Raw genomic sequence first — 11,935 nt, 5'->3', positions numbered from 1 at the left:
CGTCAGCTCCGGTTGGTTGTCGCATGCAGCCATTCGCTCAGCATGTCGTCGAGCGAAAAGAATCCGCGGCGGCCGACGAGCCAGCGGGCGGCCTGCAGGGCGCCCGCGGCAAAGCCGTCGCGGCTGTAGGCGTTGTGTTCGAGGGTCAGTTCGTCAAAGGGACCGCAGATGCCGATCGTGTGACGGCCGAAGACCTGGCCGGCCCGTGTCGAGGTCACGTGCAGCGCTTCGGGCGCGATGCGTCCGTGCTGCGTTTCGGTTTCGATGCGCGTCTTGCGCGAGAGTCCGTCCACGATCAGGCGGGCCAGCATGAGGGCCGTGCCGCTGGGGCTGTCGGCTTTGCGGGTGTGATGGACTTCATGAATATACACGTCGTAGTCGGGCAGGCGCTCCAGCAGCGGCAGCAGTTGTTGCAGCACGTGTTTGAGGAGCGCCACGCCCAGTGAGAAATTCGGGGCATAGAGCAGCGTGGCGCCGCTGGCTTCGACCTGCTGCCGCACCTCGTCGAGCTGATCGTACCAGCCCGTGGTGCCGATGACGGCCGGGACGCGCCAGCGGCAGTAGGCGTCGATGTGCGCCCGCACGACGTGCGGCAGCGTGAAGTCCATCACCACGTCGGCCCCGTTCAGGACCGACACGTCGCCATTGACCGGGAGCGGATGCTCCTCGTTGAAGCGGGCGACGATCTCATCGCCCTGCTGCAGGGCCAGGCGTTCGATGGCCTGGCCCATGTTGCCGGTTCCGACCAGCGCCAGCTTCATACGGAGGCTGCGTTTTCGGTGGTGGGGGAGACGCCAACGGACGCACCGGCTGGCAGAAAGACTTCGCGGGCCGGCGGCCGCCGGTTGTAGTGCGAACTCATGACGGCGCCGTAAGCACCTGCCTGCGCGATCAGCAGCACGTCGCCTTCGCGCGTGTCGGGCAGACGACGGCCATGCCCCAGCACGTCGCCCGTTTCACAGATCGGGCCGACCACATCGACCGTCTGCGTGGCCGGTGCGTCGAGCCGCGTCAGGTTGACAATTTCGTGGTAGGCCCCGTAAAGCGCCGGACGAATCAGAGAATTCATCCCGGTTTCAACGCCCACGTAGCGCATGCTGCCTTTTTCCTTGACCTGTGTGACGCGGGCCAGCAGCACGCCGGCTTCGGCCACCAGGAAGCGACCCGGCTCCAGCCAGAGTTCGAACCGGGGATGGGCAGCTTTGAAGCGGCGCAGGTGGGCTTCGACGGCCTCCAGGTCCAGGCCCGGCGCGCCCGTGCGTTCAGGGACGCCCAGGCCACCGCCCACGTCCAGGTAGCGCACGTCGGGGAAGTACGTTTCGGCCAGTTCGGCCAGGAAGAGCGCCGTCTCGGCCCAGGTCTCCGGCAGCAGGATGCCGCTCCCCACGTGCGCATGCAGCCCGATGATGCGCAGACCCAGCCGGTCGGCCAGCTCCCGCAGGCGTTTGGCCTGCGCGGGCGCAATGCCGAACTTGGACTGAGCGCCGGCCGTGCGCACGTAGCGGTGATGCCCGTCGCCCCGGCCCGGATCGAACCGCACCAGCACGGCGCGGTCCCGGAACAGCTCGGGCCAGGTTTCCAGCGGATGCAGGTTGTCGAGCGTCACAAAGGCGCCCAGCTCGAAGCCCCGGCGGTACTCGTCGGCCGGGGCGAAGTTGGGCGTAAAGAGCAGGCGCTCGGGCGCAAGATCGGGAAAGAGCGCGCGCACGTGCTCCAGCTCACCCGCCGAGACGCACTCGAAACCGAGGCCGGCCTCGTAGAAGACGCGAAGCACGTCCGGATGGTCGTTTGCCTTGAGCGCGTAGAAGATGCGATCGACCGAAGACAGGCGGCGCAGCGCTTCGAGCTGACCGCGCAGCGTGCCTTCGTCGTACACGTAGCAGGGCGCCTGCGCCTCGGCCAGCGCCAGCAGTTCGGGCCGGCGGTGGTGCCACCACGGACGCGCCACCTCTGCTTCGGCCCGGGGCGCAAACAGCTCGCGCCAGGTGGGACCAAAGAGCGTATCGGCCTCGACGCGCCCGAACAGCTCCGCATGCAGCCGCCGCACGAGGCGGTCGGCCTGGTCTTCATCGACCACGAAGCTGAAGTTCAGGTCGCTGGCCGCCTGCGAGATCAGGTACACGTGGTGTTCGGCAAAGACCTCGAAGGCGGGCGTCAGCTCGTCGAGCAGGGCGCGGATGTGGCGCCCGACCAGGCTCACCACAGCGCAGGGGGCAATCACGCGGGCCTGGCAGTACGCGCTGAGGTCTTCGACCAGCGCCTCGAGCTGGGCCGGCTGCAGCGCGTTGGCCTGCGGATCGAGCGAGACCGTGACGTTCGTCTCGCTGGTGGCGATCAGGTCGATCGAGAGTCCGTGCCGTTTGAAGACCCCGAACACGTCGGCCAGGAAGCCCACCTGCTGCCACATCCCGACGGTGTCCATCGACACGAGCGTGATGCCGGTCTTGCAGGAGATGGCCTTCACGCGCGGGCCGACGTCCGGTGCATCGGCCGATACGATCGTTCCTTCCAGCTCGGGATGGTCCGTGCATTTGACGTGCAGGGGGATTCCGTAGGCGCGCACGGGCTCCAGACACCGGGGATGCAGCACCTTGGCGCCCGTGGTGGCCAGCTCCTGCGCCTCGTCGTAGTCGAGATGGCGGAGCAGGCGGGCCGAGGGAATCTGGCGCGGGTTGGCCGTGAACATGCCCGGCACGTCGGTCCAGATCTCCAGCCGTTCGGCCTGCAGTTTGGCGGCCAGGTAGGCGGCCGACGTGTCCGAGCCGCCGCGGCCGAGCAGGACGGTCTCGCCCCGGCTGTTGCGGGCAATGAATCCCTGCGTCAGAATGACCTCGGCCGGGGCGGCGGCCAGTCGCTCCTGAAGGGCCGGATCGGGCCGGTAGTCGCAGGTAACCGACAGGTAGCGCCGGGCTTCGTTGCCGTGCGCTTCGTCGACGGCTTCCAGCAGCTCGCGGGCGTCCCACCACTGCGTGGCGAGGCCGATCCGGTTCAGGTAGGCCGCGCCCAGCGTGGTGGCCATCAGCTCACCCATGGCCATCACCCGGGCCTGCAGGCGGGGCGTCACCTCGCGCAGCAGCGCTGCGCCCAGCGTGACGCGCTCCAGCTCTTCAAAGTAAGGGCGCAGCAGCGCCTCGGCGTCCAGCCCCATGGCCCGACCCAGTTCCAGATGCGGCTTGCGAATGCCTTCCAGAGCCGCTTCGCCGCGACCGGCCATCGCCTCGGCAAGCAGCCGGTCCAGCGCGTTCGAGATGCCCGACAGCGCCGAGCAGACCACCACCGGCCGCAGCCCTTCGGCCAGCCGGTCGCGTACGATCCGGGCGATCGTTTCCCAGCGCGGCAGCGTCGAAACGCTCGTGCCGCCGAATTTCAACACAACCCAGCGTGGCGATGCCATGTGCGTCGGAGGCTTTTCGATGGTGCTTCTGGTCGGTAGGCTGTAGGATAGGCACGAGTGGGCGGTCTGCGAAAGTTTTTCGAGAAAAATATCATGTTGCAACAGAATTTGTTATATTTGTAACAAAAAGGAATCCGTGTTGCCGTATGCGTAAGGTATCCGAGGCGGTGCAGGCGATCGTCGAGGCCAATCCGGCGCTGCAGTTCGGCTTGCACCATCGGTTGTTGAATTTAAGCCAGGTGGCGCGTTTCATCTGTCCGCTGGTGGAAGCGCGCGTGCGCAAGCCGGTGCGTCCGTCAGCCGTGCTGATGAGTCTGTCGCGGCTGCAGCGGCGCTGGGAGGCGCAGCAGCCGGCCCCGCAGCGGCGGTTTCGGATCGACCGAATCAACGTGCAGGGCGGGCTCTGTGCGCTGACGCTGCCCAAACAGGTAACCACACTGCGGGAGCTGGCCGAGCTGTTCGGCCGCGTGCAGCAGGAAGGGGGGTATCTGACGCTGACCGAGGGCGTCAGTGAGGTGACGGTCATTCTGGAGCAGCGGCATCTGAAGCTGGTGCCCGAGGTGCTCAGCGTGGCGCCGCGCCGCGTGTACCGCAACCTGGCCGGACTGGGCGTGAAGTTCCAGGAGGCGTATCTGGAGACCCCGGGCCTGCTCTACCAGCTCCTGCAACAACTGGCGCTGCAGAACATCAACGTGGTCGAGGTGGCCTCGACGACGACGGAGTTCAACATCTACCTGGACGATCGCGACGTGCAGCTGGCCTTCGAGTCGCTCTACAACCGGTTCATCCGCGAAGCCCGATGACGCGCAGACCCCACGTGCTGGGCATTGACGATGCCCCCTTCGAGCGGGGAAAGGACACCGACGTGCCGATTGTGGGGGTGATGATGGAGGGCGCGACGCTCGTCGAGGGCGTGGCGATCACGCGCTTTCCGATCGACGGCGAAGGGGCGACGGACTTTCTGGCCGAGTGGATTCAGTCGCTGCGCTGGCGGCCGTCGTTGCAGGCCGTCGTACTGGGCGGGATCACGATGGCGGGGCTGGCCGTGGTGGACCTGGTGGCACTCTCGGAGCGGCTGGCGTTGCCCGTGCTGGCCGTCACGCGCCACGACACGGCCGACAGCGAACTGGCAGACGCGCTCCGCGCGGCCGGTCTGGAAGACCGGCTGGCGATTCTGGAGCGCACGCCGCCGGCCGAACCCATGGGGCGGGGGTTGTACGTGGCCTGGGCCGGCGCCGACGCCTTCGAGGCGCGCCAGCTCGTGCAGGCCACGCTGAACAAGTCGCGTCTGCCCGAGCCGCTCCGCATTGCTCATCTGATCGGCGCCGCGCTCGTCCGCGGCCAGTCGCGGGGAAGGGTGTGAGAAAAAAGAGAGCCGCTGAGAAGCGGCTCTCTGGTCCTTGCAGCGATGTTTCGAGGGCAGCTACAGGCGGGTTACGGCATGGGAGGAGCCATCGCCGCCGGTTTCAAGGACTTCTTCGGATTGATGATAGCGGAAGTGGGCGAGGATCTTCGACAGATCTTCCAGACGCCGGCTCAGACTTTCAAAGCGTGCCCGGATGTTGTGCGTGCTGCGCGAGATTTCGCCGATGGCTTCCGTGATCAGGACCACGCTACGCGCCATTTCATCGCTGGTGCTGGCCTGTTGCTGGCTGGCTGCGGCGATCTGAGTAACCAGATTCATTGTTTCCCGAGCGTTGGCCAGCAGCTCGCCGAATTTCTGGCGCATGGCCTCTGCCTGATTGAGGCTGGTTTCCAGTTCGGCATAGCCGCGTTCCATAGTCTGCACGGCCGTTTCGGTTTCCTGTTGTACCCGCGAGATCATGTCCGTGATTTCACGCGTAGCCTCGGCCGTGCGTTCGGCCAGGCGGCGTACTTCATCGGCCACCACGGCAAAGCCTCGTCCCGACTCGCCAGCGCGGGCCGCCTCGATGGCGGCATTCAGGGCCAGCAGGTTGGTCTGGTTGGCGATTTCCTCGATGACGGCTACAATCTGGCCGATTTGCTCGCCTGACTGGCCCAGTTGCCGGACGCTTTCGACCGACTGGCGTAGCGTCTGGGCCAGGCGGTGAATGCTTTCGATCGTCTGTTCGATGGCGGTTTCGCTTTCCTGCGCGGTAACCTGACTGTGCTGAGCCACACGGGCGGCCTGACCGGCGCTCTGGGCATTGGCTTCCGCCGTTCGAGCCATTTCTTCGACAGCCGCGGCTACTTCGCCGGATTGCTGAGATTGCTGGCTGGTCTGAACCACCAGCGTCTCGGTAGCCTGCAGGATGTCGTAGGTGTTTTCGAGCAGTTCGCTCATGATTTCGCGTACACCGGCCAGCATGGCCTCCAGGTGATGCGCGGCCGTATTGAATCCTTCAAAAACAGTTGCCGGAACAATGCCTGTGCTTCATTGGCAGTTGCTGCCTCTGCTGCATTGGTGACCAGGCGCACCGTCAGATCGCCTTCGGCAAAATGCTGCATCTGATCCAGCATGTAGGCGATGTGGGTTTCAAGCGCCTGCTTTTGTGCTTCGATATGAGCCACGGCTTCCTGAATCCGCTGTGCCTGCTGGGCCTTTTCAGATTCGAGCAGCGAGATGGTCTGTTCCACGGCGTCGGCCAGCGTATCAAGAGCGATGCCTACCTGGCTGATTTCGTTTTCGCTTTCCTGCTCCTGCGTGCGCGCCGTCCAGTCGCCTGCGCGGAGTTTGCGGGCAACATGTGCGATGTTTTCAATACGCCGACTTATCAACTGGCTACCACGCCACACAAAGATCAATACGAAGGCCAGGCCCAGCAAATTCAGTAAGGCCAGCCTCAGAAGTAGCTTATAAAGGGCGGCATAGGCCGTATTGACCGGGATTTCGAAAGCAAGTACGAAGGGACCACTGGCAGCTTTCTGGTAGTGGGCGATAACCCGGCCGCCATCTTCGGTACCGACACTTCCAAAAAACTCACCGTTTGACGCCAGCTTTTCTGCAATGTACGGATAAGACGGTATGGTTTCTTGTTTGGTATGGACAATTTCGCGTCCCTCGAGTGTGGTCAGGAAAAAGCGTGTGCCGGCCGGTAGATGGTCGGCCTCCTGATTCATCCAGTCGATGAGATGCTGGATGACGATCTCGATGCCGACAAGGCCGAGTGGCTGACCACTCGCTGAACGAATCGGGTAGAGCACTAACTGGTGATAGTGATCTTTTTCTTCAAAGCCGAAAAAGTCGGTGAGTGTAGGCTGTTGCAGCGCCTGGCTGAAGTAGGGAGAAGTGCGGATGGAGTGCCCTTCGTGCGCCGTTGTGGCCTGACCATGGGGTGGGCTCAGGATGACCGTTCCTTCATGGTCAATCAGAAAAACGTGGTGATACCGACCCCATTTGGCCTCCTGAAGCTGACGTACCACCTGGTAGACAACACCGGTCCGCCGCGAGGGGCCGCCTGATTCGAACCAGGCGATCACGTCCGGATGGGTCGCGATGGCCTGTGCGTCTTGTAGCGCGTGCTGATAGAACTGCTCGATGGCATGGTCTTTTGTTTCGGCCAGCAGTTTAAAGGTTTGCTCGACTTGTTTTTTCGTGCTACGATGCACGTTCCACAACACAACGCCGGTGAAGAGCAACATGGGCGGGACGGTGATCAGCAGCGCAAACCATACGATTTGTTTGCGGATCGACTTCTGCTGGAACCAGGTAATCAGGTTACGCATGGGGCGTTGCGAGCATTTGGGTTTACCGGGATCGTGTCTTTCTTCTAATCGGCATTTTGGGGGCATACTAAAGAGGAAGGATGTTTTTTCAATTCAAAGTGAGTGAACCAATGGGGGTGTATTCCGTTGGAATTGCAGCGCCTTTCTGAAAGGCTTATCTGTAAAACAGTCGATTGAACATCATGAAATTGTTTGCGCTAAGTTTCTGTCTGTTTTGTCTTTCGGGATGGATTGCGCAGGCGCAGTCGTCCGGTTCGGATCCGGAAAATGTGGTGCCTTTCGGTCCGTTTCATCTGCCTGAAAGTCAGTTCGGTGCGCCGTTCAGCGGCGCGCTGGTGCAACTCCGGGATACCGTTCATGCCTGGCAGGTGCTGGAGGCCGCCCGGGCACATGACATGCGTCTGGTGGTCAACCTGGCCGGAAGCCGCGCGAACTTTCAGGACGAAGACGGGGCCTTCAGCCTGGAGCGTTTCCGACAGCGGCTGGAGCGATTTGCGGGGTTCGACTTTGCGCCGTACGTCGCGGACGGGGTGATTCTTGCCCACATGCTGTTCGATGAGCCGCACGATCCCAACAACTGGAATGGCGAAACGGTACCGCCGTCCATGGTCGACTCGGCGGCGGCCGCCAGCGAGCGGCTGTTTCCGTCGATGGCGACGGCCGTCGGGTCGCCCCCTTCGTATCTGGCGCAGGGAGCCCCTTTTGCCTTTCTGGATTTCGCTTTTGCCCAGTATGCGGTCAAACGTGGCGACATTTCGGCCTGGCTCAGCAGCGAGGTGCAGACTGCCCGGCAGGCCGGGTTGCAGCTATTGCTCAGCATGAACGTACTGACCGGTGGCAGCCAGGGGGCCATGACGGTGGAGGAACTGCGGCAATACGGATTGACGCTGGCCCGCGAGCCGTACAAGGCAGCGCTGCTGCTCTGGAGATGGGATGCGGCCTACTTCGGGCAGCCGGAAGTGCAGGATGTGATGGCCGAGATCGCGCAGGCCGTTCGGGAAAGTGCCACGGCGGTAGTGCCTTCGAAGGACGTATCGGAAATCACGATCCAGTTCTTTCCGAATCCGGCGCGCAATCGGGTGCAGGTGCGGTTCTTTTTGTCCGAACCGGCCGCGGTGCGCGTGCAGCTTTTCGACGTACTCGGCCGCGAGGTGCGTCGTGCGGATTACGGCGTGCGGGGCGCGGGAGAGCAGGTGGTGGTGCTGGATACCGGCGGACTGGCCCGTGGCGTGTACGTGGTGCGTCTGTCGGCCGGTCGGTTGCAGGCTACCCGGCGCGTCGTAAGTCTTCCGTGAGGTCGACTTCGGGAAAGGCCCGGCCGGTAAGCGCCGAGGCCAGGCGGGGCAGTACCTCGCCCGTGCGGCCTTCGAGACGGAGCGTGGCGAGGGCGTCGCCCCGCGTGGGGCCCAGATTGACGAGGACGATGGGCTTATCCTGACGGGCGGCTTCGAGCACGAACCGGTAGCCCGAGTAGACGGCCAGCGACGAGCCGGCCACCAGCAGCACGTCGGCCACTGCCACGATCCGGCGGGCGGCTTCGACCCGCTCGCGCGGCACGTTCTCGCCGAAGAACACCACGTCGGGCTTCAGGATGCCGCCGCAGCGGGGACAGTCGGGCACCCGGAAGCGGGTGGTGAGTTCGTCGGGCAAATCGGCGTCGCCGTCGGGGGCAAGTTCGGCGGCGTGGGCGGTCCAGCCGGGGTTCAGTTCCAGCAACCACTGCTGGAAGGCGTCCCGGTCGATGGCATATCCGCACGTCAGACAACGCACGGTGGCCAGGCTGCCGTGCAGTTCGAGCACGCGACGGCTGCCAGCCCGGTGGTGCAATCGGTCCACGTTCTGTGTGATGAGTCCCACCAGCAATCCGGCCTGCTCGAGCCGGGCCAGCGCATAGTGGCCGGGGTTGGGGCGGGCCTTCGCAAAGCGCGGCCAGCCCAGCGTGCTCCGGGCCCAGTAGCGGGCGCGGACGGCCGCGTCGGTCACGAACGCCCGGTACTGGATCGGATTGCGGGCGCGGCGACGCGTGCCCTCGCCCCGGTAGTCGGGAATGCCCGACTCCGTACTGCAACCGGCCCCGGTGAGTACGGCAATTCGCCGGTTGCGCAACAGGGCCACGAGCTGGTCCAGGGCGTTCGTGTACATGGCAAAGGGATCTCCGGCGAGCGTCCGGCCGTTCCGTCTCGGAGCAATATAAGCACGTGGACCGGAGGAAAGGCCCATGTCGATAGATCAGGAAAGCAGAAAGCCGGTGCGGCCGCGCCCGCGGATCGCCATCACGCTGGGCGATCCGAACGGCGTTGGCCCCGAGATCGTGCTGAAGTGCCTGTCCGATTCGCGCCTGATGAAATTCTTCGATCCGATCATCGTCGGATCGGCCGAAGTGCTCCGCAAACACGCCGAAGTGCTGGAGCTGCCGCTTCCCGAGTTGCAGGTGGTCGAGGATGTGCCCGAGCGGATTCCGTCGGAGCGGCTGGTCGTGGTGGACGTGACCGGGGGGAAGGCGCCTGAGGTGGAATTCGGCAAAATCACGGCAGAAGGCGGGAAGCTGGCGATGGAATCGGTGCGCCGGGCCGTGCAGCTCTGTCTGGACGGCAGGGCCGACGCCATGGTGACGGCACCCATCTCGAAAGAAGCGATCTCGCTGGCCGGTTATAAAGATCCCGGGCATACCGAGTTCATCGCCCGCCTGACGGGCACCCGGCGCTACACGATGATGATGGTGTCGGACGACCTGCGCATCGGACTGGTAACCGGCCACATCCCGATCTGGGACGTGCCGAAACGGGTGACCCGCCAGGCCATTCTGGAGACGATCGAGATCATTCACGACAGCCTGATTCAGGATTTCGGGATCGACCGGCCCAAGATTGCAGTGCTCGGGTTGAACCCGCATGCCGGCGACGGGGGCGTACTGGGCCGCGAGGAGAACGAGACGATCATTCCCGCGCTCGAAGAGGCCCGTCAGCGGGGCTATCTGGTCTTCGGGCCGTTTCCGGCCGACAGCTTCTTCGGGATCGGTGCCTACCGGCTCTATGACGCCGTGGTGGCCATGTACCACGATCAGGGCCTGATCCCGTTCAAGACGCTGGCCTTCGAGAGCGGCGTCAACTACACGGCCGGGCTGCCCATCGTGCGCACCTCGCCCGACCACGGCACGGCCTACAACATTGCCGGGCAGGGCAAGGCGTCGCCGGGCAGTATGCGGAGCGCGATCTATCTGGCCATCGACATCGCCCGTCGCCGCAAGGAGCGCCGACAGGCGGAGGCCGCGACTTCTTCTTCGGCAGCGGCGTCATGAGTACGGGTATTCGCGTGCAGGAGGTCGTGCCCTACAGCCTGCTGGCCCGCGGGTACGACCAGGTGATGGACTACGTCGATTACGAAGCCTGGGCCCGTTACGTACACCGCCTGATCCGGCGGTTTCGGCCAGATGCGCAGTCGGTGCTCGAACTCGGATGCGGGACCGGCTCGCTGGCGCTGGCGCTCCAGCCGATGGGACCTTACCGTTACCGGGCCAGCGACCGCTCGGCGGCCATGCTGGCGGTGGCCCGCGAGAAGGCCGCCCGTGCAGGCAGCCCCGTGGTGTTCGAGCAGGCCGACTTTACCGACTACCGCGTTGCGGAGCCGGTGGACGTGGCGCTGCTCCTTTTCGATGGACTCAACTACCTGCTGGAGCCCGAAGGCATCCGGGCACTGTTTCGGTGCACGTGGCAGGCGCTGCGGCCCGGCGGCGTGTTTATCTTCGACCAGAGCACGCCGATGAATTCCCTGGAGCACGAAGCCGACTTCGACGACGCAGGCGAAACCGACACCTTCCGCTACGTGCGCCGGAGTCACTACGACCCGGAACGGCGGCTGCACACCACGATCTTCGAGCTGGAAGTGGACGGGAAGGTGTACCGGGAACGTCATCTGGAACGGGCCTACACGCTGGACGAAATCCAGGCGCTGCTGCAGGCCGAGGGCTTTCATATCGAGGCGGCATACGATAATTTTTCGCTCCGTCCGGCTACGGCGCGCTCGGAGCGTATTCACTGGGTGGTTCGTCGTCCTGACCAGGCAGAAGCACGGCCGTGATCGTCTTTCGAAACGTCAGCATTTCGTATCCGTTGCCGGACGGCCAGCGGCGTCCGGTGTTCGAGCATCTTTCGTTTGAAATTCAACGGGGGGAGCACGTCTATCTGATCGGCCCGACCGGGAGCGGTAAGACCACGCTCATGCGGCTCATCTACATGGATCTGCTGCCGGAGTCGGGCTACTGCCAGGTGGGGGACTATCGCTCCGATCGGATCAAGCCGGCCGAGATCCCCTATCTGCGCCGCACGCTGGGCGTGGTGTTTCAGGATTTTCAGCTGCTGCCCGATCGCAACGTGTACGAGAACGTGGCCTTTGCCCTGTACGTGACGGGGAAGCGAGGGGCCGAGGTGAAAACCCGCGTGCTGCAGGCGCTGACGCTGGTGGGCCTGAGCCACAAGCGGCGGCGCTATCCGCATGAGCTTTCCGGCGGCGAGCAGCAGCGCGTGGTGATCGCCCGGGCCATCGTCAACGATCCCTGGATCCTGCTGGCCGACGAGCCCACGGGCAACCTGGACCCGCGCGTGGCCGACGAGATCATGGAGCTGCTCCTGAACCTGCACCGGCAGGGCATGACGCTGCTCATGGCTACGCACGACTACCGGCTGGTGAAAAAATACCCGGCGCGCACGCTGGCCATTCTGAACGGACAGCTCGTCGAAGTCGATCCGCGCACGCTCTGAGGGGACGATTCTTTTCGGGCGGGTTGCTATATTAGGCCGAGTTTTGTTGTTTGGCCGGGCAACGTGACCGGCCGGGAGGTGCGATCCGGAAACCAGA

11 protein-coding genes are annotated in these 11,935 nt (G+C 64.3%); 6 read left to right on the top strand and 5 right to left on the bottom strand.

The genetic code is table 11. From position 1 onward, the window contains the following. Nucleotides 1–2: 2 nt before the first annotated feature. Together dapB and GYH26_RS09160 are read right to left on the bottom strand one after the other, a co-directional pair. On the bottom strand, nucleotides 3–761 hold the full coding sequence (gene dapB / locus GYH26_RS09165; RefSeq protein WP_161541390.1) for a 4-hydroxy-tetrahydrodipicolinate reductase: 759 nt from the start codon (nucleotides 759–761) through the stop codon (nucleotides 3–5). Further along, nucleotides 758–3,394, bottom strand: coding sequence for a bifunctional aspartate kinase/diaminopimelate decarboxylase (locus tag GYH26_RS09160; protein ID WP_161541389.1), 2,637 nt, complete (start codon nucleotides 3,392–3,394; stop codon nucleotides 758–760). The genes dapB and GYH26_RS09160 overlap by 4 nt, the downstream gene beginning before the upstream one ends. A gap of 146 nt (nucleotides 3,395–3,540) precedes the next feature. On the opposite strand from GYH26_RS09160, the gene GYH26_RS09155 reads away from it, so the two are divergent. Then, the gene (locus tag GYH26_RS09155; protein ID WP_161541388.1) at nucleotides 3,541–4,197 is read left to right on the top strand and encodes a hypothetical protein; all 657 of its coding nucleotides are present in this window, start codon (nucleotides 3,541–3,543) and stop codon (nucleotides 4,195–4,197) included. Next, nucleotides 4,194–4,757, top strand: a complete 564-nt coding sequence (locus tag GYH26_RS09150) for a DUF99 family protein (RefSeq protein ID WP_161541387.1) — start codon at nucleotides 4,194–4,196, stop codon at nucleotides 4,755–4,757. Before GYH26_RS09155 ends, GYH26_RS09150 begins: the two co-directional genes overlap by 4 nt. A 60-nt stretch (nucleotides 4,758–4,817) precedes the next feature. Here the strand turns inward: GYH26_RS09150 and GYH26_RS09145 are convergent, their stop codons facing one another. Both GYH26_RS09145 and GYH26_RS09140 read right to left on the bottom strand, forming a co-directional pair. Further along, nucleotides 4,818–5,723 (bottom strand): methyl-accepting chemotaxis protein, encoded by a 906-nt coding sequence (locus tag GYH26_RS09145; RefSeq protein WP_161541386.1) that lies wholly within the window; start codon nucleotides 5,721–5,723, stop codon nucleotides 4,818–4,820. Then, the gene (locus GYH26_RS09140; RefSeq protein ID WP_161541385.1) at nucleotides 5,696–7,081 is read right to left on the bottom strand and encodes a HAMP domain-containing protein; all 1,386 of its coding nucleotides are present in this window, start codon (nucleotides 7,079–7,081) and stop codon (nucleotides 5,696–5,698) included. The genes GYH26_RS09145 and GYH26_RS09140 overlap by 28 nt, the downstream gene beginning before the upstream one ends. Nucleotides 7,082–7,263: 182 nt before the next feature. Between GYH26_RS09140 and GYH26_RS09135 the strand changes: the two genes are divergently transcribed. Then, nucleotides 7,264–8,376 carry a T9SS type A sorting domain-containing protein gene (locus GYH26_RS09135; protein WP_161541384.1) on the top strand — a complete coding sequence of 371 codons (1,113 nt, stop codon included), beginning with the start codon at nucleotides 7,264–7,266 and terminating at the stop codon, nucleotides 8,374–8,376. Here the strand turns inward: GYH26_RS09135 and GYH26_RS09130 are convergent. After that, complete coding sequence (locus GYH26_RS09130) at nucleotides 8,348–9,223, bottom strand: NAD-dependent protein deacetylase (RefSeq protein WP_161541383.1); 876 nt, start codon at nucleotides 9,221–9,223, stop codon at nucleotides 8,348–8,350. The two genes, GYH26_RS09135 and GYH26_RS09130, sit on opposite strands and share 29 nt — an antisense overlap. A 76-nt stretch (nucleotides 9,224–9,299) precedes the next feature. On the opposite strand from GYH26_RS09130, the gene pdxA reads away from it, so the two are divergent. Genes pdxA through GYH26_RS09115 form a run of 3 tightly spaced genes read left to right on the top strand, consistent with a single transcriptional unit; the run spans nucleotide 9,300 to nucleotide 11,838 of the window. Beyond that, nucleotides 9,300–10,379, top strand: coding sequence for a 4-hydroxythreonine-4-phosphate dehydrogenase PdxA (gene pdxA / locus GYH26_RS09125; RefSeq protein WP_161541382.1), 1,080 nt, complete (start codon nucleotides 9,300–9,302; stop codon nucleotides 10,377–10,379). Beyond that, nucleotides 10,376–11,158 carry a class I SAM-dependent DNA methyltransferase gene (locus GYH26_RS09120; RefSeq protein ID WP_161541381.1) on the top strand — a complete coding sequence of 261 codons (783 nt, stop codon included), beginning with the start codon at nucleotides 10,376–10,378 and terminating at the stop codon, nucleotides 11,156–11,158. Before pdxA ends, GYH26_RS09120 begins: the two co-directional genes overlap by 4 nt. After that, complete coding sequence (locus tag GYH26_RS09115) at nucleotides 11,155–11,838, top strand: cell division ATP-binding protein FtsE (RefSeq protein WP_161541380.1); 684 nt, start codon at nucleotides 11,155–11,157, stop codon at nucleotides 11,836–11,838. The genes GYH26_RS09120 and GYH26_RS09115 overlap by 4 nt, the downstream gene beginning before the upstream one ends. The last annotated feature ends 97 nt before the right edge of the window (nucleotides 11,839–11,935 follow it).

The sequence above is a fragment of the Rhodothermus marinus genome (genome assembly GCF_009936275.1).
Taxonomy (GTDB): Bacteria; Bacteroidota; Rhodothermia; order Rhodothermales; family Rhodothermaceae; genus Rhodothermus; species Rhodothermus marinus_A.
This window is presented reverse-complemented; position numbering and strand designations above follow the sequence as displayed.